The following is a 26,979-nucleotide window of genomic DNA, read 5'->3' as shown; positions in this document are numbered from 1 at the left end:
AAGAAGAACGCACAAGTCACCAGCTCTGGTGCAGCGGCATCCCCTCGGCGTACCCGGACGAGCTCTGGATCCCGACCACGGCCTGCGCGTGGAACTCCTCCAGGTTCGACGCCCCCGCGTACGTGCACGCCGACCGCAGCCCCGCCACGATGCCGTCGATCTGGTCCTCCACGCTCGGCCGCTTCGGGTCCAGATACATGCGGGAGGTCGAGATGCCCTCCTCGAACAGCGCCTTCCTGGCCCGCTCGAACGCCGAGTCGTCGGCCGTCCGCAGGCGTACGGCCCGCGCGGAGGCCATGCCGAAGTTCTCCTTGTACTTGCGCCCGTTCGCGTCGGTGTGGGTGTCGCCGGGCGACTCGTACGTCCCCGCGAACCATGAGCCGATCATCACGTTCGACGCCCCCGCGGCCAGCGCCAGCGCCACGTCGCGCGGATGGCGTACCCCGCCGTCCGCCCACACGTGCCGGCCCAGCCGCCGGGCCTCCGCCGAGCACTCCAGCACGGCGGAGAACTGCGGCCGGCCCACCCCGGTCATCATCCGCGTGGTGCACATGGCGCCGGGCCCGACCCCGACCTTGAGGATGTCGGCCCCGGCGTTCACCAGGTCGCGCACGCCCTCGGCCGTCACCACGTTGCCCGCCACGACGGGCACGCCGGGGTCGAGGGCCTTGACGGCGCGCAGGGCCGAGATCATCTTCTCCTGGTGGCCGTGCGCGGTGTCCACGACCAGGCAGTCGATCCCGGCGTCGAGCAGCTCCTTGGCCTTGGCGGCCACGTCGCCGTTCACGCCGACCGCGGCCGCGATGCGCAGCCGTTCCTGCGCGTCGGTCGCGGGCTGGTAGAGGGTGGCGCGCAGCGCGCCGAGGCGGGTGAGGATGCCGACCAGCCGCCCGCCGGGATCGACGACGGGGGCCAGCCGGTGGCGGCCGCCGTGCAGCCGTTCGAAGGCCGTGCGCGGGTCCAGCCCGGCGGGCAGCGTCAGCAGCTCGCTCGACATGACCTGCGAGAGCTGGGTGTACATGTCGACGCCCTGGCAGTCGGCGTCGGTCACGACCCCGACCGGCCGGTTGTCCCAGTCGACCACGATGATCGCGTCGTGCGCCCGCTTGGGCAGCAGCTGCAGCGCCTCGCCGACGGTGTCGTGGGGGGTGAGCGTGAGCGGCGTGTCGTGGACGAGGTCGCGTTTCTTGACCCAGTCGACGACGTCGGTCACGACGTCCTGCGGAATGTCCTGCGGGATCACGGCGATGCCGCCCCGCCGTGCCACGGTCTCGGCCATGCGCCGGCCGGCGACCGCGGTCATGTTCGCCACGACGACGGGAATGGTGGTGCCCGTGCCGTCGTTCGTCGACAGATCGACTGCGAGCCGCGAACCGACCGCGGATCGCGACGGCACCATGAACACGTCGCTATAGGTCAGGTCGTAATGAGGCTCGAGGTCGTTGAGAAACTTCACGTTCATTCATCTTATGCGGTGACCGCCCATTGAGGGGTTTCCCCCGTTGGATGGGGCTTATGATCGGCCGGGACACTTTTGGGGGAGGGAGGGCCCTGTGGACGTCACCGAACGGGGCGAATTGATCGTGGTCGGCTTCGCCGTACGCACCACGAATGCAGACGAGATGGATCCGTCGCGGGCGAAGCTGCCCGTACTTTGGCAGCGGGCCGGCGCTCCGGGGGCCTTCGCGCACGTGCCGGGGCGCGTGGACGAGAACCTGTACGCGGTGCTGACCGACTACGAGAGCGACCATCACGGCGCGTACACGCAGATCGTCGGCACCGGCGTGCGCACCGTGCCGCGGCTGCCGGAGGGCATGGTGGCCGTGCGCGTGCCGGCGGTCCCGTCGATGCGGGTGGAGGTCCGCGGCCCGATGCCGCAGGCCCTCGTCGACATGTGGCAGCAGGTGTGGAAGCACACCGAGTCAGGGGGTACGCCGTCCCGCGCGTTCACCACTGACCTCGAGGTCCACCACCCAGAAGGCGTGGACCTCTACCTGGCCATCTAGAGACCGAGCGCGGCGGCCGCCGCCTCGACGGCCGCCGGCTTGACCTCTTCGACCGGCAGGTTCGCGTATTCCACCGAGCAGTCGGACATGCCGCCCAGCGCCACCGTCGCCCGGATGTGCTGCGCCTGTGTGAGCTCCGGGCCCAGCAGCAGCGTGATGATCCGCCGCCGCCAGTCGAACATGCGGGTGCCCAGGTCGAGGTAGCCCAGCACGGACAGCTCCCGCACCATCATCATGGTCACCTCGCGGTGCCGCCAGATCAGCTCGAAGTAGTCGTCGAGCAGCTGCCGGGCGTCGCCGGGCTGACGCGTCGCGACGAACCGCTCGATGTCCTCCACCATCGGCTGCACGATGCTGCGGACGAGGTCGTCGCGCGAGGCGAAGTGGTAGTAGAGCGCGGGCTTGGTGATGCCCAGGCGGTCTGAGATCTGGCGCAGGCTCGTGTTCTGAACGCCCTGGGAGACGAACAGCTCGCGGGCCACCTCCTGGATGCGCGTCCTCGTGTCACTGGGCATGGCTGAAGAATACCCCTTACCTATCGTTAAGTAAGCTGCTAGCCTGGCACTTACCTATCGTTAAGTAAGGAGGCGGTCATGCGGATCCTCATCTCGGGAGCGAGCGTCGCGGGCCCGGCTCTCGCGTACTGGCTCACCAGGTACGGCTTCACCGTCACCGTCGTGGAACGGGCCCCGGCGCTCAGGAAGACCGGGGGCCACGCCGTCGACCTGTTCAGGCCGGCGATGGACATCGTCGAGAAGATGGGCCTGCTGGAGCAGGTCATGGCGAAGAAGACCGGCATCGAGCGGCTCACGATGCACCGGGAGGGCGAGTCGCGGCCCATCGACCTGGAGCTGCGCCGTGTGATGAGCGCCGTCTCCGACCGGCACGTCGAGATCATGCGCGACGACCTGAGCGAGATCATCTACGACGCCACCAGGGACGACGTCGACTACGTCTTCGGCGACTCGATCGCCTCGATCTCCGACGACGGCGAGGTCACCTTCGACAGCGGCAGGACGGACACGTTCGACCTGGTCATCGGCGCCGACGGCCTGCACTCGAACGTCCGCCGCCTGGTCTTCGGCCCGGAGTCGGACTACGCCACGTGGATCGGCGCCTATCTGGCCGTCGTCTCGGTGCCCGACTACCTCGGGCTCGACGGCCGGACGGAGGTCATCGCGGGGGCGGGCCGGATGGCCGGGATCGGCACCGTGGACATGGGCGACGCGCGGGCGTTGTTCCTGTTCAGGACGCCGCGGCAGCTCGACTACCACCACCGCGACGTCCCCCGGCAGAAGGAGCTGCTGCGCGAGCACTTCGAGGGGATGGGCTGGGAGGTGCCGCGGCTGCTGGAGGAGCTGGACCGCACGCCGGCCTTCTACTTCGACTCGATCACGCAGCTCCGCATGGACACCTGGTCACGCGGCCGGGTGACGCTCGTGGGCGACGCCGGGTACTGCCCCGGTCCGGCCGTCGGCGGGAGCACGAGCCTGGCGGTCGTCGGGGCGTACATCCTGGCGGGCGAGCTCGCGACCTACGGCGGCGACCACACGCGGGCCTTCCCCGCCTATGAGGCCGAGATAGGCGATTACGTGCGCCGCAGCCGTACGTTCGCCATCAACGCGGCCAAGAAGATCGTCCCCGGCAGCCGGTTCGACCTCTGGGCGCTGGCCGCGACGGTGCGGCTGATCAACCACCTGCCGGTCGCGCTCACCACGGCGGCCGCCAAGATCAGCAGCAAGGGCGTGCGGCTGCACGACTCGATCGTGCTGAAGGACTACGCGAGCACCCCCTGGTCGCGAAGTTTGTCCGCCTCCTCCTGAGACAGCCCCCACTCCGAAAGGTCGCTGAGGCGGGTCGCGGGGGAGAGGTCCGGCCGGGGCGCGCCGAGCAGGCGGGGCGCGGGCATCGGCTGGGTGACGCCGCCGACCTCGGCGAAGGAGCCCCGGGCGGTGTTGTGCGGGTGGTGGGGGGCCTCGGCCATGGACAGGACGGGCGAGACGCACGCGTCCGAGCCCTCGAAGAGCGCCTCCCACTCGGCCCGCGTGCGCTTCCTGAACTCCTCGGCCAGGCGGGCCTTCAGCGCGGGCCACTGCGTCCTGTCGTTCCTGTCGGGCAGGTCGGCCAGCCCCATCAGGCTCACCATCGCGTCCCAGAACTGCGGCTCCAGCGAGCCCACGGCCACGAACTCGCCGTCGGCCGTCTCGTACGTGTCGTACTGCGGGGCGCCGGTGTCGAGCAGGTTCGTGCCGCGCGGCCCCCAGTAGCCGCTCTGCGCCGCCTGGTAGAACATCGAGAACAGGATCGACGCCCCGTCCACCATGGCCGCGTCGATCACCCGCCCCCTGCCCGTGCGCTCCCGCTCGAACAGGGCCAGCAGCACCCCGTACGCCAGCATCAGCCCGCCGCCGGCGAAGTCGCCGAGGATGTTGATCGGCGGGGTCGGCCGGCCGCCCTCGCGCCCCAGCATCGACAGGACACCGGAGATCGCGACGTAGTCGATGTCGTGGCCGGCCGTGGACGCGAGCGGCCCGTCCTGGCCCCAGCCGGTCATCCGGCCGTAGATCAGCCGCTCGTTCACCGCGTGGAGGTCGTCGGGGCCGATGCCGAGCCGCTCGGCCACTCCCGGGCGGAACACCTCGATCACGACGTCGGCGTGCCGCGCCAGCTCCTTGAATGCGGCCACGCCCTCGGGGGACTTCAGGTCCAGCCCGATCGTGCGCTTCCCGCGATCCATGACATCGCCGCGCGGCCGGTCGGAGACCGCCTTGACCCGGTCCACGCGCAGCACCTCGGCGCCGTGGTCGGCCAGCATCATCCCGGCGAACGGCCCAGGTGCGAGCCCTGCGAGCTCGAGTACGCGTACCCCGGCGAGCGGGCCGTTGTGAACTTCAGGCATCTCCCCAGTAGAACAACATTCGGTGATCTATCGCAAGCGGCCTTCGCGACCTTCCGGCGAAGAGGTGGGAGGTATGGGAAACTTGCCCACTGTGTTCGGGTGGTCAACAGGGGTAGGACATGGTTTCGGATAGCAACCGGCTCATCGCGGCCCGCTACCAGTTAGTACGCGAACTGGGCCGCGGGGGCATGGGCGTGGTCTGGGAAGGGCAGGACACCCTGCTCAACCGGCAGGTCGCCATAAAGGAGGTGCTGCTGCCCGACGGGCTGTCGCCGGGCGAGCAGGAGCGCCAGCTTTTGCGGACCGCCCGTGAGGCCCGCACCGCGGCCAAGCTGAGCCATCCGTCAGTCGTCGCGATCTACGACGTCGTCGAGGAGGGCGGCCGTCCGTGGATCGTGATGGAGCTGCTGCGCCACCCCACGGCCGAGGAGGTCGTGCTCACCTCCGGCGCGCTCCCGGTGCGGGAGGCGGCCGAGCTGGGCCGGCAGGTGCTGTCGGCGCTGCGGACCGCCCACGAGGTGGGCATCCTGCACCGCGACGTCAAGCCGAGCAACATCCTGATGGCCGAGGACGGCCGGGCCGTGCTCATGGACTTCGGCATCGCCACCGCCGAGGGCGACCCGTCGCTCACCAAGACCGGCATGGTCACGGGCTCGCCGAGCTTCCTCGCTCCCGAGCGGGTCCGCGCCGAGCACGCGGGACCGGCCTCCGACCTGTGGTCGCTCGGCGCCACGCTGTACGCGTGCATGGTGGGCCGCTCGCCGTTCGAGCGGGGCGACCCCATGTCGACGCTCAACGCGCTGCTCAGCGAGGAGCCCGACTACCGCAGGATCCCGCCGATCATGCATCCGGTCCTGCGCGGGCTGCTGAAGAAGGAGCCGGAGCAGCGGGTCGACGCCGCGGAGGCCGACCGGCTGCTCCAGGACATCCTCACGGCCAGGCCCGCGAGCGCCGACCGGGACGTGCCGGAGCGGAAATCCGGCGGCGGCCGGGGCCGTGCCGTGCTCGCGGCGGCCGCGGCGGCGGTCCTGGTGATCGCGGGCGGCTCGGTGGCGTACTTCCAGCTCGCGCCCCCGGCGGAGGGTTCCCCGCGGCAGACCGCTCAGCCGGCCGCCGCGACCCGCCCGCTCACGCCGGCGGCCACGGACACGCCGGAGCCGAGCACGACACCCACCCCGACGCCCAGCGTGACAAGAGCCGTCCCGATCACGCGCATGTGGAGGTCGCGTGACGGCTGGTCCATCATGCGGCCCACCGGCTGGCGCGGAGCCCTCAAGGAGGCCTACACGGAGTGGACGCGCCGGGACCGGAGCGCGCATCTCGGGGTGGAGGCCGTCTACTCCGTCGTCGACCCGCACCAGATCATGCGCGCCGCGCAGGAGACCGTCGCCCAGAACGCCCAGAACGTCGTCAGCCGCGGCCGCAGGGTGGTCGTGCACCAGGGCACGAAGGCCGTGGAGTGGGAGTTCTCCTGGACCGCGGGCACCGGGGGCGACGCCCCGTGGGCCACGCCGGGCACCCGGTACCACGAGATACGCCGGGCCGTCGCGATCGGCGACACGGCGTACATCCTGTCCTGGACGGTCGACGAGGCCCAGTGGATGCGTAACAGAGGACTGATGCGGCAGGTGATCAGCAGCTTTACTGTGGGGGCATGAGCCCCTGGAACCTGCTCGCTCTGCCCCCGCTCCCCGAAGAGCTCCTGCGCCACCTGCTCGCCCCGCTGGGCGACCAGGTGACCGTACGTGTGCCGGCCGCCCGCGACAGGGACGCGCTCCTGGCCGCGCTGCCGGAGGCGGAGATCGTGCTCGGCGACTGGACGGGCACGCTCGCGATGGACGCCGAGGCGGTCAAGGCCGCGCCCCTGCTGGCGTTCGTGCAGCAGCCGTCCGTGGGCGTGGACGGCCACGACCTCGACGCCCTGGCGGCGGCCGGGGTGCCGCTGGCCAACACGCCGGGCGTCAGCGCGGTGGCGGTCTCGGAGTGGTGCCTGGCGGCCACGTTCTCGCTGTCGCGCAAGCTGGCCGCCGCCGACGCCGCCGTACGCGCGGGTGAATGGCCGCAGCAGGGCCTGCAGCCGTACGAGCTGCGCGGGCGCCGCGTCGGCATCGTCGGGTACGGCCCGATCGGCGCCACCTGCGCGGAGATGTTCCGCGCTCTCGGCTGCCACGTCTCCTACTGGACCCGCACGCCCCGCGCGGACCCCGGCTTCGCGGACCTGCCGGAGCTGCTCTCCTCCAGTGACGTGCTCGTCGTGGTGATCGCGCTGTCCGACGAGACCCGCGGCCTCGTCGACCCCGGCCGCATGAAGCAGGGCGCCCTGCTCGTCAACGCCGCGCGGGGTGGCGTCGTGGACCAGCAGGCGCTCGTCACGGCGCTGCGCGAGGGGCACCTGGGCGGCGCGGCGCTCGACGTGTTCGACGTGGAGCCGCTGCCGCTTGACGACCCGCTGAGGGACCTCCCGAACGTCCTGCTGTCGCCGCATGTCGCCGGCGTCACGCCCGAGGCCACGGGCCGTCTGCTCACGGCGACTCTGGACAACCTCACCGCCGCCGTCGAGGGCCGCGAGGTGCATAACGTGCTTAACGGCGTAAGCTCCGTGATCTTCAGAAAGTTTACGCAATCGCCCACCAAGTAGGCATTTCACCTGTCACTATGAACAGTTTTCGTGTCTTTAACGACCCCGGTCTATTCGAGGTCGCTCACGGGAGATACCTTCTTACGGACGATCTCTACCAGCTCAAGGGGGTGCTTGCCGTGCCGACGAAGATGTCGACACACCAACGGGCAGTAGAGCAGATCCGGCAGTCGTACGCCGAGATCCCGGGCGGTGCCGCCCCGCGCCTGGCCAAGTCCACGTCCAACCTCTTCAGGTTCCGCGACGGCGGCAGGACGGCCAAGCTCTCGGCGAGGGATCTCGACGAGGTCATCAGCGTCGACCCCGAGACCATGACGGCCGAGGTCCAGGGCATGACGACGTACGAGCACCTGGTGGACGCCACCTTGCCGTACGGGCTCATGCCGTACGTGGTGCCGCAGCTCAAGACGATCACGCTGGGCGGCGCCGTGACCGGGCTCGGCATCGAGTCCACGAGCTTCCGGGACGGCCTGCCGCACGAGTCGGTGGAGGAGCTCGAGATCCTCACCGGTGACGGGCGCGTCGTCGTGGCCCGCGACGACAACGAGCACCGGGAGCTCTTCCGCGCGTTCCCCAACTCCTACGGCACGCTGGGCTATGCGCTGCGCATCCGGATCAAGCTCCGCAAGGTCCAGCCTTACGTGCATCTCACGCACGTCAAGTTCACGGACGCGGCCAAGTGCATGCTGGCCCTGCAGGAGATCTGCGACAGCATGGTGCACGACGGGGAGAGCGTCGACTTCGTCGACGGCGTCTACTTCAACCCGGGGGAGATGTACATCACGGTCGGCCGGTTCGCCGAGCGTGCCCCTTATGCCTCGGACTACACGGGGATGCGCATCTACTACCAGTCGATCAGGCAGCGCAACCGCGACTGGCTGACCGTGCGCGACTACCTGTGGCGCTGGGACACCGACTGGTTCTGGTGCTCGCGGGCGTTCGGCGTGCAGCAGCCCGTCGTGCGCTCCCTCATGCCGCGCCGCTGGATGCGTTCCGACGTCTACCGTCGCCTCGTGGCGCTGGACAGGAAGCACGGGGTCACCGCCCGCATCGACAGGTGGCGCGACCAGCCCGTGCAGGAGTCCGTGATCCAGGACGTCGAGGCTCCGGTCGAGCGGGGGGCGGAGTTCCTGGAGTTCTTCCACGACAAGGTGGGCATGACACCGGTGTGGATGTGCCCGCTGCGCTCGAATTCGCGCTGGCCGCTCTACCCTCTGGAGCCGGGCAGGCTCTACGTCAACTTCGGATTCTGGGGCATGGTGCCGTTGCCGCGGGGGCAGTTCGACGGCTACTACAACCGGCTGATCGAGCGCGAAGTGCACGAGCTCGACGGTCACAAGTCGCTCTACTCGACCTCGTTCTATGCTCGCGAGCAGTTCTGGCAGCTGTACAACGGCGACGCCTACTGGCCTGTCAAGCGGGAATACGACCCGAACGGTCGCCTGCTTGACCTCTACGAAAAATGTGTAGCGGGAAGGTGAGCTGTGGCGCTGGCAACCATCTTTGAGAAAATCGTCGGCTCGGAAGCGAACGTCGCGTTCCAGGCGTACGACGGCAGCAAGGCAGGTCCGGACGGGTCCGACCTGAGCATCGAGGTCAAGTCGCCGATCGCGGTCGCCTATCTGGCGCAGGCACCCGGCGAGCTGGGCCTGGCAAGGGCGTACATCTCCGGCCACATCGACGTACACGGCGACATGTACGCACTGCTCGACCGCATGTGGAACATCACCACCAACGACCTGACCACCCAAGAGAAGATCGCCGCCGTCCGCGCCCTGGGCGTCAAACCACTCCTCATGCGGGTGCCACCACCACCACAGGAGATGCGGCAGAGCGCTCTGGCCAGGCTGGGCTCCCGTCACGCCAAGCAGCGTGACGCCGAGGCCATCCACCACCACTACGACGTCTCCAACCGCTTCTACGAGTGGGTCCTGGGGCCGTCCATGGCGTACACGTGCGCCGTCTTCCCCTCGGAGGAGTCGACGCTCGAGGAGGCCCAGTACGCCAAGTTCGACCTGGTGGCCCGCAAGCTCGACCTCAAGCCGGGCATGCGCCTGCTGGACGTCGGCTGCGGCTGGGGCGGGATGGTCATGCACGCCGCCAAGCACTACGGCGTCAAGGCCCTCGGCGTGACGCTGAGCCGCCAGCAGGCCGAGTGGGCCCAGAAGGCCATCGCGGACGCGGGCCTGCAGGACCTGGCGGAGGTCCGCTTCATGGACTACCGCGACGTCAAGGAGTCGAACTTCGACGCGGTCAGCTCGATCGGCCTCACCGAGCACATCGGCAAGGACAACGTCCCGTCGTACTTCGAGTTCCTGTACGGCAAGCTCAAGCCGGGCGGCCGGATCCTCAACCACTGCATCACGCGGCCGACCGGCAAGGAGAAGACGTTCAACAAGGGCGGCTTCATCAACCGGTACGTCTTCCCCGACGGCGAGCTGGAGTCGGTCGGCTGGCTGGTCAGGCAGATGGAGGACACCGGCTTCGAGATCCGCCACGAGGAGAACCTGCGCGAGCACTACGCCAAGACGCTGCGCCACTGGTGCGACAACCTCGACGCCAACTGGTCGGACGCGGTCGAGGAGGTCGGCATGGGCACGGCCCGGGTGTGGGCCCTGTACATGGCGGGCTGCATCGTGGGCTTCGAGCGCAACAAGGTCCAGCTGCACCAGGTGCTGGGCGTCAAGCTCGACAAGAACGGCCGCTCCAGCATCCCCCTCCGCCCGGCCCTCGACTGGCCCTGAAACACGGCCTTCACCTTGGGAGGCGCTACGCGCCATGCGAGCGCTCAGCCAGCGCCTCCCAAGGGGGGCTGCCGCCCGCACCTGGCCGACAACGTGCCTCCACCCTGGCCCGCTTGCGGCCCTACCTGAGCATTGGGCTCGAAGGTTCCTCGCGGCTCAAATGATCGGCATGGCACGGGATGCTATTTCTCCTCCAGAGCGGAGGATCCTTCCCCCGGGTAGGAAGAACCTCCACCGTGAGGCTTCCGGGGGGAAGCTCCCCGGGTACGTCCCTGCGCCTTTCACCTGATGGCTAAGATCCGCGCATGTCCCGTTTCGAGGTGGCCACCCTGGTCCTCGCGCCGCCGCCGGTCGTCTTCGATGCGTCCTTGTCGGTCGAGCTGCACACCTCCTCCATGCGCGGCTCGCGCGAGCAAGCGGTCGCAGGGGTCACTTCCGGACAGCTCTCCCTGGGCGAGCAGGTCACGTGGCGAGCGCGGCACTTCGGCTTCACCTGGCACCTGACCTCGACGATCAGCGCCCACATCCGCCCGTCGTACTTCGTCGACGAACAGGTGAGCGGCCCGTTCCGGTATTGGCGCCACGCGCACACCTTCGAACCGGCACGCGACGGCGACGGCGGCGTCGAGGCCACCCTTATGAAAGACATCGTCGACTTCGCCGCACCCGCCGGTCCACTGGGCACTCTCGCCGACGCTCTCGTCCTGCGGCGTTACATGACCAAGCTGATCCTGCTGCGGAACGCGCACATCAAGGAGACGACCGAAACCGCCAGGCAGTGACGACGCCACTGTCGCCGTTCACCATGGCCAAGGTCCGCAACACCTGGTGAGGCTCCCGGCCCGAGTGCTGTCCGCGGCATTTTTCCGTCGTCACTCAACCATCCGGCCGACTGAAGTGTCCTTGGATGCCGGAGGTAGGAGTGGACGACCCGACGTTTGAGAGATTCGCGGAGCAGCGGCTGCCGGCGCTCTATCGCTACGCCATGGTCCTGACCCAGAACAGGCATGACGCCGAGGACCTGGTGCAGGAAGCGCTGACCCGTACCGGCCTGCGGTGGAGCGCGATCAGGCGCAAGGACGACCCGGAAGGGTACGTCCGCACGGCCATGGTCCGCATCATGGCCAACCGCTGGCGGCGGCCGAAGCGTGAGGTGAGCGTGCCGGATCCGCCCGAGCCCGCGACAGAGGACGCCGGGCTGGAACGCCTGCTGGACGACGGCCTCCGCGCCAGGATCGCCGAGCTGCCTCCGCGCATGCGGGCCGTACTGGTGCTGCGTTACGTCGAGGAACGCGGCGACGAGGAGATCGCCCGGCTGCTCGGCTGCAGCCGCGGCACCGTCAAGAGCCAGGCGTCGCGGGGGCTCGCCCGGCTGCGTGAGGCCGTCAAGACCGAGGAGATCGAGCATGGATGACCTGGAACGCCGTCTCGCCGCGCTGCTCAGCGAGCCTTCCCCGGACGATCCGCCACCCGGCCTGGCCGATCGGATCCACCGGGCCGTGGCCACGCGCCGCAGGAACGAGCGGGCCTTGGCGCTGGCCGTGGCGGCGGGGGCGACGGCGGTGCTGGTGGGCGTGCCCCTGGCCGTACGCGGCGGGAACGGCGACGCCGCGACCACGGCGAACGTGAGCCCGCCCCCCGCCTCGACCGCACCTTCCGAGCCGACCGTGACGGCGCCCAAGCGGCCCGAGCCGACCGTGACCCAGACCGTGACGACCACCCCGGACCAGGCTGACGTCCGCCTCCCCGCCGGCGTCCGCCTCGAACAGGCCCTGCGTCAGTTCATGAACGTGACGAGCGTCGTGGACGTCGAGGGCCGCACGGCGCAAGGCCAGCCGTTCGTGCCCGCGGCCCTGGGCAGCGACGGGACGGTCCTGGGCGCGACGCCCGACGGACAGGTGGCGGAGGTGGACGCCGGCGGCGGCACGCCCGAGGGACTCGGCTTCCGGGCTCGGTCGGGGCTGGGGACGGCCGCGGCCTTCCGTACCTGGACGGAGTTGAACGGCTCGGCGGCCGACCAGCGGTGCCGCACGGCGGACGGGACCGCGCGCACGATCAGCCCGCAGGGCACGGACCCCCGGGGGAGGGTCTGGGTGGACGGCGGCGTGGTCGTCGGCAACGACGTCATGCGGCAGCCCTGGATGGCCAAGGGATGTGCGCAGGTGGGTACGGTCGTCAAGTCAGGGGACCCGGCGAGCGGGCCGGCGGTGGCGTTCTCCTACCCCGACCTGTTCACCGCCGAGCGGGCGAACGACAAGGTGCTGCGCATCGTCGACGTCGAGACCGGCAAGGTGACAGCCGAGCATCCGCTGCCCGACGGCGTCCGCGCGCAGGGGATGGGTGATCCGGACCAGAAGTGGTACGCGGCGGCGTCCGGGAAGTGGTTCGCCTGGGTGGCCGGCGACACGCTGCGGTGGACGCCGCGCGACACCTGGGGGGCCGTGTCGGTGCTGCCCGGAGTTCCGACGCCGAAGAAGGGCGTCTCGCCCTGGATGACGGCGGGCAACCGGATCATCACCTACAACACCGGGGCCACCTCGTTCGTGCTCGATCCGGTCACCGGCCGGCGGTACAAGAGCCCGGACGTCGTCCTGGCGGCAGGCGACTGGCTGCTGTGGAGGTCCGGCGACGGCTACCGGCTGGCCAACCTTCGTTGAGGTCTCCGGCAGGCGTCCTGCTCGTGCTCGTCGCGATCCCGACCGTCGCGAACCTGGCCGGCGGCGGCCCGACGTGGATCTGGACGCCGTCACTCCCGATGCCTTTGCTGCGTCTGGTCACGGAGGCGGGGCTGCTGGACATCTGGCTGGTCGCCGACCTGCTCGCCGCCGTGGGTGTGCTCGGCGGCCTCGCGGTGGCGGCCACGGCCGTCGCGGAGCGGGCCGTGGCCGCGACACTGCTGGCCCTGGTCGGCGCCGTCAGCCTCGCCGCCGCGGCGACCGGGGCCCCGCTGCCCCTCTGGTACGCACTCGCCTACACGGCCGGACTCGTGCTGGCACTGCGGGCGTGGCGCCGGGACGGCGACGTGCGGTGATCAGGCGGCCTTGACGGCGGACAGGTCGAACTCGAGCGTGATCCTCTCGGAGATCATCACGCCGCCCGTCTCCAGAACCGCGTTGTACGTGATGCCGAAGTCCTTGCGGTTGATCACCGTGCTGCCCTCGAAGCCGACCCGGGTCAGGCCCTGGGCGTCGATCGCGGTGCCGGTGTAGTCGAGGGGGACGGTGACCTGCCGGGTCACGCCGCGGATGGTCAGCTCACCGGTGACCTCGAAGCTGTCGCCGCCGAGGTGCTTGACGTCGGTGGCGTCGAAGGTGATGTACGGGTGCGCGGCGGCGTCCAGGAAGTCGCCGGTGCGCAGGTGGTCGTCGCGGTGCTGGTTGCCGGTCTGGATGCCGGCCACGTCGAGGACCACGTGAACGGTGGAGGCGGCCGGGTCGCCCGCGTCCAGGGAGGCGGTGGCCTCCTTGACGGGGATGTCGCCGCGAACCTTGGTGACCATCGCGTGGCGGGCCACGAAGCCGAACCGGCTGTGCGCGGGGTCGAGAGTGTAGGTGCCGGTGAGGTCGCTGGGGTGCATGCCGGTGCTCCGTTCCACTGTTAGTTCAGCGCTGGAAGATTTAGTGCGAGACTATCTCTGACTTATTTCAGCGCGCAACTATCCAGTGGGATCAGGGCAGGCGGCTCAGCCTCGCGGACGGCCGCGTGCCTCCCGGCCTGGTCGAGCAGCTCCTCGGCCTGCGAACGGCTCGCCGCGACCTTCTCGAGCTCGCCGCGGGCCAGCATGCCCTCGATCGCGGCGCGTCCTTGTTCCCACCTCATTGATCCTCACCCTTGTCGATCGTGAGGCGTACGAGCGGCCGGGCCTTGACCGTCTCCAGAAAAGGATCCCCCTCCGGGGAGTCCCAGTCCTCGCGACTCAGCCGGCGAATGTTCACCTCGCGGCCGAGCTGCCGCTCCGCGGCCCTGGCGGCGTCATAGAGCTCGTCCTCGTCCGCGGTGCCGACGACGAGGACGTCCACGTCGTTCGGCACCCTGCCCGGCTCGCCGGAGTAGCGTGCGGCCCAGGAGCCGTAAATGCAGGCCTCCTCGATGCCGGCGATGCCGGACAGTTGCTCGCCGAGCACGGCCACCGGGCCGTAGGTCAAGGCGAGCAACTCGGTCAGCGGGCGGGCCACGACCACGTTCGTGTCGGCGCTGACCATCCGCATGTTGCCTGCTTTCCGCGTGCCCACCAAGCCTGCCGCGGCCAGGCGATCGATCTCCCGGGTCACGGTCGAGGGTGAGACCTTGAACCTCGTGGCCAGCTGGACCTGGGAATACTCCTCGCCCGGGTGCAGGAACAGCCAGGCCAGCAGCTCGCCCTGGAAGGGGGATCGCAACAACGGGAGCAGGACGGGCGGCGGTTGTTTCATAAACTGCAAGGTAGCTTGCAGTTTATGCAAGTTCAACGCTGTCAGGGGTGTGGAGCGGCGGCGCACCGTCCCCTGGTGGGGAGCGGTGCGCGTCTACTGTGACGGCTGCCGGTCCTTGGCGTGTTTTCCGCGACTGGTGTGGATTTCGTCCTCGGTGGAGTCCTCTTGGGGCTCTGGTAGCTCGTCCTTGGGACTATGGGGCTTGGCGTGCCTGCCCACGTGATCTCCTTTGGCGAACGTCATTGCTAAGGGTGACCATATGGCTACAGTATGCATTGAAGCAAGAGTAAGATTCACGAATCCAGGAGGGCGAGCACGCGTTCGGCCTGACGGTCGAGGGTGCCGGGGGGATTGCGGCGGGTGGCGGGGCCGTCGGGGCCGAGCATGAGGAGCCAGCCGAGCGCGAGCAGCCGCCGGAATTCGTGTACGCGGGCCGCCTCCGCCGGTGCCAGGTCCAGGTGGGCCAGGAGGAGGCCGCTGTCCAGGTCGCCGTCGACGTGGGAGATGTGCTCGGCGACCTCGGCGAGTTCGAAGGCACGGTCGGCGAGGCCGGAGTCCTCCCAGTCGATGATGTGGACGCGGGCGGTGTCAGGGTCCCAGAGGTAGTTGGCGAGGTTGCCGTCGGCCATGCCGAGCACGGGCGGGAACGGGTTGGCCGGCAGCCGGTCGAGGGACGGGTCGGACAGCCAGGCCGTCCCGAGGGTGAAGGCCCGACGGGTGCCGGGGGAGTCGCCCAGGTCGGGGTGGGCGGCGGCGAGGGCGCGCACGTGCGCGACGGCCGCGGCCGGATGCCAGGCGGCAGGCTTGAGCACGTGCCCGGGGGTGGGGTTGAGCGGGGGCCGGGAGGCGGGGGCGAGCGGGTCTGCTCCGGGGATGGCCTGGTGGAGGTGGGTGAGGGCGGTGGCGAGGGCGCGGACCTGCTCGGGGCCGGTGGGGAGGCCGCGGAGCGGGGTGCCGGGCAGGCGGCTCATGACCACCGTGGGCGGCGATCCGTCGAGGTCGGCGCGCACGGGAGCGGGCGCGAGGCCGGGGGCGTGCAAGGCGAGCACGTTGAGCGCGGCCCACTCGCGGCGGTGTTCGCCACGCTCCCACGAGCGGTATCGCTTGATCACGATGTCGTCGCGGATCTCGATGTCGTGCGTGGTGGATCGCCCGGCCGCCACCCTAGGAGGCCAGCGTCTTGAGGGTGCCCGTCAGGGCGATCCAGCTCTCTTCGGCGTCCGGCGTGCGCCCGTGCGGCGAGCGGAACCACTCCACGAACTCGGCCACGTCGTCGAGGGCCCACCGCAGCCGGTAGAGCTCCAGCGCCGCCGGGTCGGGCGTGCGGCCGGTGGCGTCGGCGTAGCGGGCCAGGTCGTCGGCGTCCCTGGCGACCAGCCACAGGTCGCGTTCGGGCACCGCCAGCCCCACCGTGTCCCAGTCGACCAGCAGCCAGCGCTCGCCGGACCGCAGCAGGTTGCCCGGGTGCGGCTCGCCGTGCGTCACGACGGGCTCGCCGGTGCCGGCCGCCGTCCGGTCGAACTCCGTGAGCCTGCGGCGCAGCACCCCGGCGTGGTCGGCGATCACCTCCCTGGCGGGCTCCGCGTACGGGCCGTCCGGCCAGGGCAGGCGCGTGTCCTGGAGCGCCTGCTCCAGGACGGCCCGGCCCGAGAGCTCCAGGGGGCGCGGGGGAGCGGACAGGGGTGGCGGCGTGGCGTGGAGGGCGGCGAGCAGGTCGATGATCGCGGCGCGGTCTCCGGCCGGCTGCTCCTCGCCGAACTCGCCGGCGAGACCGTTCGCGTAGGGGAAGACGCTCATCGCCCACCGGTGGCGGTCGAGCCGCAGCAGCGTCGCGCCGTCGGCGGTGCGCAGCGGCGCCACCACGAAGTCGAGCCCCGCCTCGGCCCGCAGCGCGGCGGCCGTGTCCATGGCCAGCCCGAGCCCGTCGAAGCCGCGCCGCCGCACGTCCGCGACCGTGATGAACCAGCGCCCGTCCGCGACCCAGTGGTAGTCGCCGAAGCCGACCGGCGCGTAGTCCAGCGTGCGCGCCCCGATGCCCCACGCGCCGAGCGCGGGCAGCAGCAACCCCTCGTCGAAAGCATCCGGCCTGTCCCGCATCCGGCCACGCTATCGATCCGGGCGGTTCAATTCAGCTGGATAAGCAGCTCGATGGCGGAGAGCGCGTCGGTCACCGTGTGATCGGCCACGACCCCGCCGGTGACTCCCCGGTCGAGCCAGATCGTCCGCAGCCCTGCCCGGCGGCCGCCCTCGATGTCCTTCTCGGGGTCGTCGCCGATGACCCAGCCGCCCGATTCCAGCGACGCGCCGCATCTCCGGGCGGCGATCTCGAACAGCCGTACGTCGGGCTTCCGCACGCCTTCCGCCCCGGAGATCGCCCAGCCGTCCACGCGGGTCGCGAGCCCCGTACGCTCGATCTTGCCGGTCTGGTTGTCGGCCATCCCGTTCGTCGCGATGCCCACCGCCCATCCGGCCGCCCGCAGCCGGTCGAGCCCGTCGAGCACCTCGCCGGGGCAGCGGACCAGGTACGGCAGCCGGGCCCGGTACGCCGCCCACAGCTCGTCGGCCGGCTCGGCCAGCCCGAACCGCTCGCGTACCAGCCCGAAGAACGCGTCCATGGGCAGGGACCCGTCCGCGTCGGTCGCCACCATCCACGCCGCCGCCCTCTCGCCGAGCCCTCGCTCGGCGGCGAACTCGGCGGCCCACAGCTCGAAGGCGGCCAGCCGGTCGATCAGCGTGTTGTCCAGGTCGAAGAGGGCCAGGCGTCGGGTCATGAGTCCCGCGCCGCGATGAGCTCGTCGGTGGCAGACCGGTACGCCGTCGCGGCCCGCTCGAAGTAGTCGAACAACGTGGCCCGCTCCGCCTCCGGATAGCCCTGCAGCAGCTCGGCCAGCCGGGCCCTGGTCCCCGCCAGCACCTCGTCGAGCCGTTCCGGCCGGCCCACCGACTCGACCATCACCTTGCGCCGGTCCGCGGGGTCCGGCGCGCGGCGTGCGTACCCGCCCTGCTCCAGCCGGTCGATGAGCCGCGTCGTGGCGCCGGTGGTCAGCCCCGTCTGGGCGGCCAGCTCGCCGGAGGTGAGCGGGCCGGTGAGGTCGAGCAGGTTGAGCGCGTAGTAGTCGGTGGCGTTGAGCCCGGCGGCCTCGGCGGCGGCCAGGCTGTTGAGCACCATCGCGCTCAGGTAGCGCCGGAAGACGGCGCTCGGGTCGGTTGACAAGCCCAACTCCTCTTCCTTAAGTTGATATCTGCATGAGAGCAGAGATTTAACCAGTGCAAATAATATCAGAGGGAGCGGAAATGATCACCAGCGAGATCCAGAACCTGTTCACCGAGCTGGAGGGCGCCTGGGACCGCGGCGACGGCATCGCGTACGGGGCGTGCTTCACGGAGGACGCCAGCTACACGACCTTCGTCGGCACCGTCTACCACGGCCGCGACGACCTGGCCGCCGGTCACCAGGCCCTCTTCGACACGGTGCTCAAGGGCACGAAGATGTTCAACGAGATCACGGAGGTGCGCTTCTACGGTCCCGGCGCCGCCGTGGTCACCGGCAGGGGAGACGTGGCCAAGAAGCGCCCCGCCAAGCTGGCCAAGGTGCAGACGTACACGCTGGTCCGCGAGGCCGACGGCAGGTGGCGCATCGCGTCCTTCCACAACACCCGGCACCGGCCGCTGATGGAGGCGGTGTCGTTCACGTACGTGCCGGCCAGCCGGCCTCGCGGATGAGGAACGCGGCCCGCTCCTCGACCGGCGCCCGCGGCAGCGTGACCACCGAGTAGCCGTAGTCGGCGTAGGCCCGCACGACCGCGTCGTACGTCCGCTCGGCCTCCCCGAGGCTCTGCCTCCGCTCGCTGTCGTGCTCGTAGATCTCCGGCCACGGCGGCGCGGCGAACACGCGCCGGTGATAGCGGTACGTCCGCGCCGCGTTGTGCAGGTGCCGCGGCACGGTACGTCCCAGCATGCGCAGATATCCGATCGTGTCGACCAGCCCCCGATCGAAGACCACGGGCCCCGTCCCCGAGGCGGCGTGGTAGGACCGCAGGTCCCACGCCAGCATCAGCTCGGCGAACAGCTCCGGGTCCAGCCACGGCAACGCCGGCCCCGAGATCGCCACCTGGTCCCGGATGATCGCCCGCCCGGCCTCCGGCTGCACCCGGAACCCCAGCGAGGCGAGGTGCTCGACCAGGGTGCTCTTCCCGGCGCCCGGCCCTCCGGTGATGACGACGTACCCGTCCGCCACGAGACCTCCACAAAGAGAAAGGCGCGGGCAGAGTGCCCGCGCCTGAGGGAAAGGAATCGACCGGTTACCGCAGCTCGCGCTTGAGGATCTTGCCCGTGGCCGTCATCGGCAGGGAGTCGCGGAACTCGACCATCCGGGGGTACTTGTAGGCCGCCATGTTGTCCTTGGCCCAGGCGATCAGCTCGTCCTCGGTGATCGCAGAGCCCGGCGCGGGGATGACGTACGCCTTGATCTCCTCGCCGTGGGACTCGTGCGCGACCCCCACCACAGCGGCCAGCGACACGGCCTCGTGGGTCATCAGGACCTCTTCGAGCTCCCGCGGATAGACGTTGAAGCCGCCACGGATGATCATGTCCTTGGCCCGGTCGATGATGGAATAGTAGCCGTCCGCGTCACGGGTGGCGATGTCGCCGGTGCGGAACCAGCCGTCGTTCATCACCTCGGCCGTCGCCTCCGGGCGGCCGTAGTAGCCCTTCATGATGTTGTGGCCGCGGATGGCGATCTCGCCGGGGCCCTCGCCCTCGACCGTCTTCCAGTCGCCGTCGACCAGCTTCATCTCCACGCCCCAGATCGGGGTGCCGATGGTGCCGGGCTTGGTGGGACGGCCGAGCTGGTTGAAGCTGGCCACCGGCGACGTCTCCGACAGGCCGTACCCCTCCAGGATGCCGATGCCGAAAGTGCGCTCGAAGTCCTTGAGCACCTCCACCGGCGAGGACGCGCCGCCCGCGACGGCGACGCGCAGGGAGCGGGGCACCTCCACGCCGTCCGCGTGGATCTTGGTGAGCATGCCCCAGTACATCGTCGGCACCCCGGCGAAGAACGTGACGCCCTCCTTGGCCATGAGCGCCAGCGCGTCGCCCGGGTCGAAGCGCGGCAGCAGCACGACGGTGGCGCCGCGCAGGAAGCCGGTGTTCATGACCACGGTCTGGCCGAAGGAGTGGAACAGCGGCAGGACCGCCAGGTACGTGTCGCCCTCGTCGGAGCGGGGGAACATCTTGTCGCTGACCATGGCGTTCAGCAGCATGTTCTGGTGGCTGAGCTCGGCGCCCTTGGGCTGGCCCGTGGTGCCCGAGGTGTAGAGGATCACCGCGGTGTCGTCCGGCGACGTCTGCACAGTCTCGAACTCGCCCGCCATGCCGCCCAACGCCGCCCAGACCGACTCGCCGTACTCGGACTCGGTCGCGAGCGGGGTCGCGGGCAGCACGAAGAAGTGCTCGCAGCCCTCCGCGGCCTCGAAGCCCGCCTTGCCGCGCTCGCCCAGCGGCAGCTCGGGGGTGCCCTCGAAGCAGAAGAAGGCCTTGGCGTCGCTGTCGCCGAGATGGTAGGTGATCTCCCGCGACTGCAGCAGCACGTTGAGCGGCACCACCGTGGCGCCGGCCTTCAGGATGCCGAAGTAGACGAACGGGAAATACGGCAGGTTGGGGCACGCCAGCGCCACTTTGTCCCCCTTGCCGACACCGCGGGCGACCAGGAGGTTCGCGACCTGGTTGGCTATGGTGTCGATCATGGAGTACGGCAGTCGCATGTCGCCGAAGACGATGGCGGTGCCGTCAGGGGTGTTCCTGGCGCTGTCCTCCAGGACGGTCGACAGGTTGAGCATGACGCCTTCCTCCTCAAAGCCGGGGCTTGGGCGCCATCCTCGCAGCAGGCCATACCGACCGGTAGGTAACGGAGGTCACAACTGCGTATGGACGTGCCGCCTGGCCTGGAGTAAGCAAGTAACAAGTTACTTGGAGGAGCCATGGAGTACGACTACGTGATCGTCGGGGCGGGATCCGCCGGATGCGTGCTGGCCAACAGGCTCTCGGCCGATCCCGGCGTGACGGTCGCGCTGGTCGAGGCGGGCGGCCAGGACGACAAACTGGAGATCCGCATGCCCGCGGGCTTCGCCAAGCTGTTCAAGACCGACTACGACTGGAACTACACCACGGCCAAACAGGGCGAGATGTCGGGCCGCGAGCTCTACTGGCCCCGCGGCCGCGTGATCGGCGGCTCGTCCTCGCTCAACGCCCAGATGTGGGTGCGCGGCTGCGAGCGCGACTACGACCAGTGGGGCGTCCCCGGCTGGTCGTACAGCGAGGTCCTGCCGTACTTCACCAGGGCCGAGCACCGCGTCGGCAGCAACGAGGGCGGCGTCTACGGCACCTCCGGGCCCCTCTACATCTCCGAGCTGCGCAGCCCCAACGTCACCACCGCCGCCTTCCTCAAGGCGTGCGAGGAGCTCGGGCTCACCCGGCTCAAGGAGCTGAACGGCCCCTCCAACGAGGGCTGCAGCCCCACCCCCGTCACCCAGAACCGGGGCCGCAGATGGAGCTCGGCCGACGCGTACCTGCGCCCGGCCAAGGGCCGGTCCAACCTCCACGTGATCACCGGGGCCACCGTGGACCGGGTGGTGTTCGAGGGCAGGCGCGCGATCGGCATCGAGCACAGCGGCGGGGCCCAGGTCAGGGCCAAGGGTGAGGTCATCCTGTCCGCGGGCGCGATCGGATCCCCGTACCTGCTGATGCGCTCCGGGGTGGGCGCCCCCGACGAGCTGCGTGACGCGGGGGTCACGGTCGTGCACGAGCTGCCCGAGGTCGGCAAGAACCTCCAGGATCACCTTTCGAGCGGCGTGTACGTCGAGTGCAAGCAGCCGGTGACGCTGACCAAGGCCGAGTCGATCAGCAACCTGCTGCGTTACATCGTGCTGCGCTCCGGCATGCTCACCACGAACGTGGGCGAGGCGGTCGCGTTCATCAGGACCTCGGCCGAGGAGCCCGCCCCCGACATCGAGCTGATCTTCGCGCCCGGGCCGTTCGTCGACCACGGCCTCACCCCGCCGACCGGCCACGGGCTCACCGTCGGCGTCGTGCTGCTGCAGCCGGAGAGCCGCGGCAGGGTCGGGCTCAACGGCCGGGACGTGGTCATCGACCCCGGCTATCTGAGCGCAGAGGCCGACGTCAAACGCCTGGTCGCGGGGCTGAAGACGGCCAAGCAGGTCTTCGCCACGGCGGCGATGAAGCCGTGGGCGGGCGGGCCGATGGCGCCGTACTGGGCGCCGGAGAGCGACGAGGAGCTCGCGCGGTGGGTGCGCGAGCGCGGCGAGACGCTCTACCACCCGGTCGGCACCTGCCGCATGGGGACGGACGACGCCTCCGTGGTCGACCCCTTCCTGCGCGTACGCGGGGTCGAAGGGCTCAGGGTCGTCGACGCGTCGGTGATGCCGACGTTGAACCGCGGCCACACCCATGCCCCGGCTATCATGATCGGCGAAAAGGCAGCCGATCTGATCGGGAAGCACCGGTAAGTGCCTCTTGACGTAAGTGGGCACTTGCAGAAGGCTTGTGTGATATGACACTGTCCGCTGACCTGGACCTGTCGCAGATCCCGTTCTGGGGCCTGCCGCAGTCCGAGCGCAATGAGGCCTTTCGCAGGCTGAGACAGATGGACCGCCCGGTCTTCATGCGGGAGCAGATCCTGCCGTTCATCGGCGGCGGCCCCGGCTTCTACGCCCTGGTGCGCCACGCCGACGTGACCGAGGCCAGCAGGAACGCAGCCGTGTTCAGCAGCGAGCCCTGCTCCAACAGCATTCCCGACATGCCCCGCTGGCTGAGCGTGTACTTCGGCTCCATGATCAACATGGACGACCCCAAGCACGCGCAGTTACGGCGGATCGTCTCCAGGGCGTTCACGCCGCGCATCCTGGCGAAGATGGAGGAGGACCTCGCCAGGGCCGCCGCCGAGATCGTGGACGACGCGATCGAGCAGGGGCCGGGCGACTTCGTCGCGCAGGTGGCCGCCAAGCTCCCCGTACGGGTCATCTGCGACATGATGGGGATCCCGGCCGAGTTCCATGACATGGTGCTGCAGCAGACCAACGTCATCCTGGGCAACACCGACCCCGAGTACACCGGCGTCGGCACCGACCTCACCCGCCGCAACGTCGCCAAGGGCCTGGGCAAGCTGCTGCGCGCCGGCTACTCCCTCAACCGGCTGGCCGCCCGCCTCGGCGACGAGCGGCGCAAGCGCCCCACGGGCGACCTGGTCAGCCTGCTGGTCAACGGCGAGGAGCGGCTCAGCCCGCAGCAGCTCGGGTCGTTCTTCATCCTGCTCGTGGTGGCGGGCAGCGAGACCACCCGCAACGCCATCGCGCACGGCCTCAGGCTCTTCACCGAGCACCCCCACCAGCGCGCGATCCTGCTGAACAACTTCGACGGCCACATCGTCACCGCGTGCGACGAGATCATCCGCTACGCCACGCCGGTGATCCAGTTCCGCCGCACGCTGACGCGGGACCACGAGATGAACGGCATGCGGTACAAGAAGGGCGACAAGGTGCTGCTCTTCTACAACTCCGCCAACCGCGACGAGGCCGTCTTCGCCGACCCCGACACCTTCGACATCACCCGCGACCCCAACCCGCACGTCGGCTTCGGCGGGCCCGGGCCGCACTACTGCCTGGGCGCGCACCTGGCGCGCAGGGAGATGACCGTGATGTTCCGCGAGCTGTTCACCCGGGTGCCGCACATCAAGGCCGTGGGCGAGCCCGACCACCTGCTGTCCAACTTCATCAACGGCATCAAGCACATGAGCTACACCTTCTGACCTGCGCGCCGGAGCAGCGCCACCGGCAGCAGCGCTCCGGCCAGCGCCAGCCCGGCCGCCACCAGCAACATCGAGGTGACCCCCGCCCGGTACGGCGCCGCCAGCACGGCCACGCCCACGGCCGTGCCGACCTGCTTGACCGTGTTCACGACGCCGGTGGCCATGCCCACCCGGTCCATCGGCGCGGTCAGGCCGACCTGGTTGGCGACGACGTTCCCGGCGCCCAGGCCCAGGCCGCCAACGAACAGCCCGAACATGATCGGCGTCCACGGGTCGGCCGCGGGGACGCTCATGACCAGCAGCGCGACCGCGATCAGCGCCGGGCCGGCGGCGATGAGCACGCCCATCGGCCACCGGTGCAGCACCCGGCCGATCGCGACGGGCCCGATGACGGCCGCCGCGCTGAAGGCCAGGAAACGGGTGCCCGCCTCGACAGGGCTGGTGTGCAGCTCGCCCTGCACGTACAGCGTGAGGTACGTGAACGCGCCCAGCAGCGCGGCCAGCATGAGCAGCGTCGTTCCCGAGCCGACCGCGAACACCCCGTTCCTGAAGAGCCCGAAGTCGATCATCGGCTCGGCCGAGCGCCGCTCCACGACCACGAACGCCGCCAGCAGGACCAGCCCCGCCACCAGCAGCCACGGGAGGTCGTGGATGAGCGCCGGGATGATCGCGAACAGCGCCGCCGCGATCAGCACGATCCCCGCCGGGTCGAGATGGCCACTGCCGCGCGACTCCGCCACCCGCTGCCGCAGCGCCACCAGCACGAACGCGCCGATCGGCAGGTTGATCAGGAAGATCGCCCGCCAGCCGAACGCCCCCGTCAGCGCCCCGCCCACGACCGGGCCCAGCGTCATGGCCAGGCCGGAGACCGCGCTGAAGATCCCGAGCGCCTTGCCCCGCTCCGGCCCTTCGGGGTAGACGGAGGCGATCAACGGTGTCGTGGTCCCGTACAGCGCCGACGCGCCCAGGCCCTGCACGCCTCTGGCCAGGTCGAGCAGGGGCGCCGTCGGGGCCAGGGCGCAGGCCAGCGAGGCCAGGGTGAAGACCGAGACCCCGATCGTCAGCAGCCGGCGCCTGCCGTAGCGGTCGGCCAGGACCCCGGCGGGTAACAGGACCGCGGCCAGCGTGAGCGCGTACGCGTCCACCACCCACTGCACCTCGGGCAGGCTCGCCCCCAGGCCGGAGCGGATGTCGGGCAGCGCGATCGTCACGGCGGTCAGGTCCACCACGACGAGCACGATGGTCAATGACGCGAGCGCGAGCACCCATCCCCGCCGCATGTGTTCTCCTCTGTGAGACAGGCCCCTTCGAGTAGTGGTACCTCCGAGGCGGGTCGAATGCTAGGTTTCGCAGTCATGGAGATCAGGACTATCCACGCCAACGGGGTGGAGTTCGCGTATCTGTCGTTGGGTGAGGGGCCGCTGGCGCTGTGCCTGCACGGCTTCCCCGACTCCGCACACACCTGGCGGCACCTGATGCCCGCGCTGGCCCAGCGCGGCTACCGCGCGGTCGCGCCGTTCATGCGGGGATACGCGCCCACCGAGGTGCCCGCCGACGGCGCGTACGAGGACGCCGCGCTGGTCGCCGACGTCCGCGCGCTGCACGAGGAGCTCGGGGGCGACGAGGACGCGGTCGTCATCGGGCACGACTGGGGCGCCTTCCCCGTGTACCACCTGGCAGGACGTTTCCGGCGCGCCGTCACGCTCGCGGTGCCGCCGCCCGGCTCGCTCGGCGCCGGGTTCCTGGAGTACGAGCAGCTCAAGCGGTCGTTCTACGTCTTCCTCTTCCAGACGGCCGTGGGCGAGGCGGCCGCCGCGAGCCCCGGCTTCCTCGAGGGCCTCTGGCGCGACTGGTCGCCCGGCTACGACGCGCGCGAGGACCTGGAGTTCGTACGGCGCAGCATCGGCCAGCCCGCCAACCTGAGCGCGGCCCTCGGCTACTACCGGGCCATGCTCGGCACCACGCCTCCGTCCGGCCGCTACCCGGCCCTGGAGGGCGGGATCACCGGCCCCGTCCTGTACCTGCACGGCGCCCAGGACGGAGGCCTGAGCGCCGAGCTGGCCAAGAACGCGATGAGCCACCTGCCCCCGGGGTCGCGGGCCGAGCTGGTGGCGGGCGCCGGGCACTTCCTTCACCTGGAGCGCCCGGCCGAGGTCAACCGGCTGATCCTGGACTGGCTCGGCGCGCCGTCCGCGGCCGAGATGACCCAGGTCCGCCCGCGGGGGTTCACCTCCTGACGCGGCCCGCCTCCTTCCTGAGGACCGCGATCTCCGGATGCTGCCCCGAGAGGCTGACCCGGACCGCCTCCTCCAGCGCGAACCCGCGCGGGATCCCGTCGTGCACCAGCGCCACGGCGAGCCCGTCGGAGGCCAGCACCCGCCGGACCTCCCGCCAGAGCCGGCCGAGGTCCCGCGCGAGCAGCCCGCGGGGCGGCACCTGACGCCCCCAGGGCGGGTTCACCAGCACCCGGTCCACGCTCCCGTCGGCCAGCGGGATCCGCCCGCCGTCCGCCACCCCCCACCCGAACGCCGCCCCGCCCCCGACCCCGGCGCTTGCCGCGCCCCCGGCCCGTGCGTTGGCGGTGGCGGCGCGGAGTGCGGCCGGGTCGTGGTCGAAGCCCAGGAGACGCGCCCTGGGGGCCAGCGCGTGGGCCTCGATGAGCGTCGTGCCCGCGCCGCAGCACGGGTCGAGCACCGTCCCCGCGCCCCCGAGGCGGGCCAGCGCCGCCATGGCGGCGGCCACCGGCGGGTGCAGCGTGCCCCGGATCGAGTCCGTCTTGTACGCCCGCCGGTGCAGCGGCCGGTCCGCCAGTCGCAGCGCGATGAGCGCCCGGTCGCCCTCGATCGTGACCCGCCACGACATCGCGTCCCGCGGCGGCCGCGCGCCGTCCCTCCTGGAGTGGTACGGCAGCCGCAGCGGCCGCGCCAGCTCGGCCCCGACCGCGTCCTCGATCTCGAACCGGGTGTAGTTGCGCCGCCCGACGAACGACGCCGACACCTCCACCCCGCTGCCCGTCAGCCCTCCCAGGCTCACGGAGCGGGCCGCGAGGGCCAGCCGGCGCAGCGCGGAGCGGCCGTGGCCGATCCCGTCCACCACGGCGGCGGCCAGCAGCACGTCGTCCGCGGTCCGCAGGCCCGTCAGGTCGGCCCCAGGCGCGGCCTCGAACCACACCTCGCGATGGCGCACCCCGTGCACCACGCCCAGCCGGGAACGTCGAATCTCCGTGGCCACCAGGGGCTCGATGCCATGCACCGCCCTGGCCACGGCAAAGGTATGCACGTGTCCTTCTCCCACGTCGCGACCCGGAACGGCGCTCGCTCAGCCGTCCCGCATCGCCGGCGGTGGGGTCGTCCGCGACCCGCCGGCGGATCGCTACCGGAGGTGGAAGAAGAACGTCATGCGCGCCACCCTAGAGCCCGCCCACCACCGGGAGCCACTGGTTTTCCGGGCCATGAGCAC

General features: G+C 70.5%; 28 protein-coding genes. 14 read left to right on the top strand and 14 right to left on the bottom strand.

Features of this window, described 5'->3' with window-relative positions:
- Positions 1 to 16: 16 nt before the first annotated feature.
- Positions 17 to 1,456 carry a GuaB1 family IMP dehydrogenase-related protein gene (locus tag ABZX61_RS46820; RefSeq protein WP_355204726.1) on the bottom strand — a complete coding sequence of 480 codons (1,440 nt, stop codon included), beginning with the start codon at positions 1,454 to 1,456 and terminating at the stop codon, positions 17 to 19.
- Positions 1,457 to 1,553: 97 nt separating this feature from the next.
- Here ABZX61_RS46820 and ABZX61_RS46815 point away from each other — a divergent pair, with 97 nt between their 5' ends.
- Positions 1,554 to 2,006, top strand: coding sequence for an effector binding domain-containing protein (locus ABZX61_RS46815; RefSeq protein WP_355204723.1), 453 nt, complete (start codon positions 1,554 to 1,556; stop codon positions 2,004 to 2,006).
- Here the strand turns inward: ABZX61_RS46815 and ABZX61_RS46810 are convergent.
- Positions 2,003 to 2,521: a TetR/AcrR family transcriptional regulator gene (locus ABZX61_RS46810; RefSeq protein ID WP_355204721.1), complete on the bottom strand. Its 519-nt coding sequence runs from the start codon at positions 2,519 to 2,521 to the stop codon at positions 2,003 to 2,005. The two genes, ABZX61_RS46815 and ABZX61_RS46810, sit on opposite strands and share 4 nt — an antisense overlap.
- Positions 2,522 to 2,599: 78 nt before the next feature.
- On the opposite strand from ABZX61_RS46810, the gene ABZX61_RS46805 reads away from it, so the two are divergent.
- Complete coding sequence (locus ABZX61_RS46805; RefSeq protein WP_355204718.1) at positions 2,600 to 3,829, top strand: FAD-dependent monooxygenase; 1,230 nt, start codon at positions 2,600 to 2,602, stop codon at positions 3,827 to 3,829.
- On the opposite strand, the gene ABZX61_RS46800 is transcribed toward ABZX61_RS46805, so the two are convergent.
- Positions 3,784 to 4,905: a CaiB/BaiF CoA-transferase family protein gene (locus tag ABZX61_RS46800; RefSeq protein ID WP_355204715.1), complete on the bottom strand. Its 1,122-nt coding sequence runs from the start codon at positions 4,903 to 4,905 to the stop codon at positions 3,784 to 3,786. The genes ABZX61_RS46805 and ABZX61_RS46800 overlap by 46 nt on opposite strands.
- Positions 4,906 to 5,024: 119 nt before the next feature.
- Here ABZX61_RS46800 and ABZX61_RS46795 point away from each other — a divergent pair, with 119 nt between their 5' ends.
- The 8 genes from ABZX61_RS46795 (at position 5,025) to ABZX61_RS46760 (ending at position 13,318) form a co-directional block, all read left to right on the top strand.
- Entirely contained in the window at positions 5,025 to 6,563 is a 1,539-nt protein-coding gene (locus ABZX61_RS46795) for a serine/threonine-protein kinase (protein ID WP_355204712.1), read from the top strand.
- The gene (locus ABZX61_RS46790; protein WP_355204709.1) at positions 6,560 to 7,543 is read left to right on the top strand and encodes a 2-hydroxyacid dehydrogenase; all 984 of its coding nucleotides are present in this window, start codon (positions 6,560 to 6,562) and stop codon (positions 7,541 to 7,543) included. The genes ABZX61_RS46795 and ABZX61_RS46790 overlap by 4 nt, the downstream gene beginning before the upstream one ends.
- A gap of 131 nt (positions 7,544 to 7,674) precedes the next feature.
- Positions 7,675 to 9,024 (top strand): FAD-binding oxidoreductase, encoded by a 1,350-nt coding sequence (locus ABZX61_RS46785; RefSeq protein ID WP_350739336.1) that lies wholly within the window; start codon positions 7,675 to 7,677, stop codon positions 9,022 to 9,024.
- A gap of 3 nt (positions 9,025 to 9,027) precedes the next feature.
- Positions 9,028 to 10,287, top strand: a complete 1,260-nt coding sequence (locus ABZX61_RS46780; RefSeq protein ID WP_350739302.1) for a cyclopropane-fatty-acyl-phospholipid synthase family protein — start codon at positions 9,028 to 9,030, stop codon at positions 10,285 to 10,287.
- A gap of 305 nt (positions 10,288 to 10,592) precedes the next feature.
- On the top strand, positions 10,593 to 11,069 hold the full coding sequence (locus ABZX61_RS46775) for an SRPBCC family protein (RefSeq protein ID WP_355204706.1): 477 nt from the start codon (positions 10,593 to 10,595) through the stop codon (positions 11,067 to 11,069).
- 125 nt (positions 11,070 to 11,194) lie between these two features.
- Positions 11,195 to 11,701 (top strand): SigE family RNA polymerase sigma factor, encoded by a 507-nt coding sequence (locus ABZX61_RS46770; protein ID WP_350739297.1) that lies wholly within the window; start codon positions 11,195 to 11,197, stop codon positions 11,699 to 11,701.
- Positions 11,694 to 12,944: a hypothetical protein gene (locus tag ABZX61_RS46765; protein ID WP_355204703.1), complete on the top strand. Its 1,251-nt coding sequence runs from the start codon at positions 11,694 to 11,696 to the stop codon at positions 12,942 to 12,944. Before ABZX61_RS46770 ends, ABZX61_RS46765 begins: the two co-directional genes overlap by 8 nt.
- Positions 12,941 to 13,318 (top strand): hypothetical protein, encoded by a 378-nt coding sequence (locus ABZX61_RS46760; RefSeq protein ID WP_355204700.1) that lies wholly within the window; start codon positions 12,941 to 12,943, stop codon positions 13,316 to 13,318. Before ABZX61_RS46765 ends, ABZX61_RS46760 begins: the two co-directional genes overlap by 4 nt.
- On the opposite strand, the gene ABZX61_RS46755 is transcribed toward ABZX61_RS46760, so the two are convergent.
- From ABZX61_RS46755 to ABZX61_RS46725, 7 genes are all read right to left on the bottom strand, one after another.
- Positions 13,319 to 13,864, bottom strand: coding sequence for a YceI family protein (locus ABZX61_RS46755; RefSeq protein WP_355204697.1), 546 nt, complete (start codon positions 13,862 to 13,864; stop codon positions 13,319 to 13,321).
- A 62-nt stretch (positions 13,865 to 13,926) separates the two neighbouring features.
- Positions 13,927 to 14,106, bottom strand: coding sequence for a hypothetical protein (locus ABZX61_RS46750; protein WP_355204694.1), 180 nt, complete (start codon positions 14,104 to 14,106; stop codon positions 13,927 to 13,929).
- On the bottom strand, positions 14,103 to 14,699 hold the full coding sequence (locus tag ABZX61_RS46745) for a winged helix-turn-helix domain-containing protein (RefSeq protein ID WP_355204691.1): 597 nt from the start codon (positions 14,697 to 14,699) through the stop codon (positions 14,103 to 14,105). Before ABZX61_RS46745 ends, ABZX61_RS46750 begins: the two co-directional genes overlap by 4 nt.
- A gap of 293 nt (positions 14,700 to 14,992) precedes the next feature.
- Complete coding sequence (locus tag ABZX61_RS46740) at positions 14,993 to 15,862, bottom strand: aminoglycoside phosphotransferase family protein (RefSeq protein ID WP_355204688.1); 870 nt, start codon at positions 15,860 to 15,862, stop codon at positions 14,993 to 14,995.
- A gap of 1 nt (position 15,863) precedes the next feature.
- Positions 15,864 to 16,796, bottom strand: coding sequence for a phosphotransferase (locus tag ABZX61_RS46735; protein ID WP_355204685.1), 933 nt, complete (start codon positions 16,794 to 16,796; stop codon positions 15,864 to 15,866).
- A gap of 26 nt (positions 16,797 to 16,822) precedes the next feature.
- Positions 16,823 to 17,470, bottom strand: coding sequence for an HAD-IA family hydrolase (locus ABZX61_RS46730; protein ID WP_355204682.1), 648 nt, complete (start codon positions 17,468 to 17,470; stop codon positions 16,823 to 16,825).
- A complete protein-coding gene (locus tag ABZX61_RS46725) occupies positions 17,467 to 17,913 on the bottom strand; it encodes a MarR family transcriptional regulator (RefSeq protein WP_355204679.1) in 447 nt (148 codons plus the stop codon). The genes ABZX61_RS46730 and ABZX61_RS46725 overlap by 4 nt, the downstream gene beginning before the upstream one ends.
- Positions 17,914 to 17,993: 80 nt before the next feature.
- Between ABZX61_RS46725 and ABZX61_RS46720 the strand changes: the two genes are divergently transcribed.
- A complete protein-coding gene (locus ABZX61_RS46720; RefSeq protein ID WP_350739271.1) occupies positions 17,994 to 18,422 on the top strand; it encodes an SgcJ/EcaC family oxidoreductase in 429 nt (142 codons plus the stop codon).
- On the opposite strand, the gene ABZX61_RS46715 is transcribed toward ABZX61_RS46720, so the two are convergent.
- Entirely contained in the window at positions 18,388 to 18,936 is a 549-nt protein-coding gene (locus tag ABZX61_RS46715; RefSeq protein ID WP_355204677.1) for an AAA family ATPase, read from the bottom strand. The genes ABZX61_RS46720 and ABZX61_RS46715 overlap by 35 nt on opposite strands.
- 64 nt (positions 18,937 to 19,000) lie before the next feature.
- Complete coding sequence (locus tag ABZX61_RS46710; protein ID WP_355204674.1) at positions 19,001 to 20,536, bottom strand: long-chain fatty acid--CoA ligase; 1,536 nt, start codon at positions 20,534 to 20,536, stop codon at positions 19,001 to 19,003.
- A gap of 141 nt (positions 20,537 to 20,677) precedes the next feature.
- Between ABZX61_RS46710 and ABZX61_RS46705 the strand changes: the two genes are divergently transcribed.
- Positions 20,678 to 22,222, top strand: coding sequence for a GMC family oxidoreductase N-terminal domain-containing protein (locus tag ABZX61_RS46705; RefSeq protein WP_355204671.1), 1,545 nt, complete (start codon positions 20,678 to 20,680; stop codon positions 22,220 to 22,222).
- 44 nt (positions 22,223 to 22,266) lie between these two features.
- The gene (locus tag ABZX61_RS46700; RefSeq protein ID WP_355204668.1) at positions 22,267 to 23,520 is read left to right on the top strand and encodes a cytochrome P450; all 1,254 of its coding nucleotides are present in this window, start codon (positions 22,267 to 22,269) and stop codon (positions 23,518 to 23,520) included.
- On the opposite strand, the gene ABZX61_RS46695 is transcribed toward ABZX61_RS46700, so the two are convergent.
- The gene (locus ABZX61_RS46695) at positions 23,508 to 24,800 is read right to left on the bottom strand and encodes an MFS transporter (RefSeq protein ID WP_355204665.1); all 1,293 of its coding nucleotides are present in this window, start codon (positions 24,798 to 24,800) and stop codon (positions 23,508 to 23,510) included. The two genes, ABZX61_RS46700 and ABZX61_RS46695, sit on opposite strands and share 13 nt — an antisense overlap.
- Positions 24,801 to 24,875: 75 nt before the next feature.
- Here ABZX61_RS46695 and ABZX61_RS46690 point away from each other — a divergent pair, with 75 nt between their 5' ends.
- Positions 24,876 to 25,757 carry an alpha/beta hydrolase gene (locus tag ABZX61_RS46690; RefSeq protein ID WP_355204663.1) on the top strand — a complete coding sequence of 294 codons (882 nt, stop codon included), beginning with the start codon at positions 24,876 to 24,878 and terminating at the stop codon, positions 25,755 to 25,757.
- On the opposite strand, the gene ABZX61_RS46685 is transcribed toward ABZX61_RS46690, so the two are convergent.
- A complete protein-coding gene (locus tag ABZX61_RS46685; protein WP_355204660.1) occupies positions 25,747 to 26,799 on the bottom strand; it encodes a methyltransferase domain-containing protein in 1,053 nt (350 codons plus the stop codon). The two genes, ABZX61_RS46690 and ABZX61_RS46685, sit on opposite strands and share 11 nt — an antisense overlap.
- Positions 26,800 to 26,979: the final 180 nt, after the last annotated feature.

Origin of the sequence: Nonomuraea sp. NPDC003709 (genome assembly GCF_040610775.1) — a bacterium.
GTDB classification, from domain to species: Bacteria; Actinomycetota; Actinomycetes; order Streptosporangiales; family Streptosporangiaceae; genus Nonomuraea; species Nonomuraea angiospora_A.
This window is presented reverse-complemented; position numbering and strand designations above follow the sequence as displayed.

Bases quoted from the DNA above. Each gene is read 5' to 3' on its own strand.
- ABZX61_RS46810 (WP_355204721.1), bottom strand. From the start codon at position 2,521: ATGCCCAGTGACACGAGGACGCGCATCCAGGAGGTGGCCCGCGAGCTG.
- ABZX61_RS46805 (WP_355204718.1), top strand. From the start codon at position 2,600: ATGCGGATCCTCATCTCGGGAGCGAGCGTCGCGGGCCCGGCTCTCGCG.
- ABZX61_RS46800 (WP_355204715.1), bottom strand. From the start codon at position 4,905: ATGCCTGAAGTTCACAACGGCCCGCTCGCCGGGGTACGCGTACTCGAG.
- ABZX61_RS46795 (WP_355204712.1), top strand. From the start codon at position 5,025: ATGGTTTCGGATAGCAACCGGCTCATCGCGGCCCGCTACCAGTTAGTA.
- ABZX61_RS46790 (WP_355204709.1), top strand. From the start codon at position 6,560: ATGAGCCCCTGGAACCTGCTCGCTCTGCCCCCGCTCCCCGAAGAGCTC.
- ABZX61_RS46785 (WP_350739336.1), top strand. From the start codon at position 7,675: ATGTCGACACACCAACGGGCAGTAGAGCAGATCCGGCAGTCGTACGCC.
- ABZX61_RS46775 (WP_355204706.1), top strand. From the start codon at position 10,593: ATGTCCCGTTTCGAGGTGGCCACCCTGGTCCTCGCGCCGCCGCCGGTC.
- ABZX61_RS46770 (WP_350739297.1), top strand. From the start codon at position 11,195: ATGCCGGAGGTAGGAGTGGACGACCCGACGTTTGAGAGATTCGCGGAG.
- ABZX61_RS46765 (WP_355204703.1), top strand. From the start codon at position 11,694: ATGGATGACCTGGAACGCCGTCTCGCCGCGCTGCTCAGCGAGCCTTCC.
- ABZX61_RS46755 (WP_355204697.1), bottom strand. From the start codon at position 13,864: ATGCACCCCAGCGACCTCACCGGCACCTACACTCTCGACCCCGCGCAC.
- ABZX61_RS46750 (WP_355204694.1), bottom strand. From the start codon at position 14,106: ATGAGGTGGGAACAAGGACGCGCCGCGATCGAGGGCATGCTGGCCCGC.
- ABZX61_RS46745 (WP_355204691.1), bottom strand. From the start codon at position 14,699: ATGAAACAACCGCCGCCCGTCCTGCTCCCGTTGTTGCGATCCCCCTTC.
- ABZX61_RS46735 (WP_355204685.1), bottom strand. From the start codon at position 16,796: ATGCGGGACAGGCCGGATGCTTTCGACGAGGGGTTGCTGCTGCCCGCG.
- ABZX61_RS46730 (WP_355204682.1), bottom strand. From the start codon at position 17,470: ATGACCCGACGCCTGGCCCTCTTCGACCTGGACAACACGCTGATCGAC.
- ABZX61_RS46720 (WP_350739271.1), top strand. From the start codon at position 17,994: ATGATCACCAGCGAGATCCAGAACCTGTTCACCGAGCTGGAGGGCGCC.
- ABZX61_RS46710 (WP_355204674.1), bottom strand. From the start codon at position 20,536: ATGCTCAACCTGTCGACCGTCCTGGAGGACAGCGCCAGGAACACCCCT.
- ABZX61_RS46705 (WP_355204671.1), top strand. From the start codon at position 20,678: ATGGAGTACGACTACGTGATCGTCGGGGCGGGATCCGCCGGATGCGTG.
- ABZX61_RS46700 (WP_355204668.1), top strand. From the start codon at position 22,267: ATGACACTGTCCGCTGACCTGGACCTGTCGCAGATCCCGTTCTGGGGC.
- ABZX61_RS46695 (WP_355204665.1), bottom strand. From the start codon at position 24,800: ATGCGGCGGGGATGGGTGCTCGCGCTCGCGTCATTGACCATCGTGCTC.
- ABZX61_RS46690 (WP_355204663.1), top strand. From the start codon at position 24,876: ATGGAGATCAGGACTATCCACGCCAACGGGGTGGAGTTCGCGTATCTG.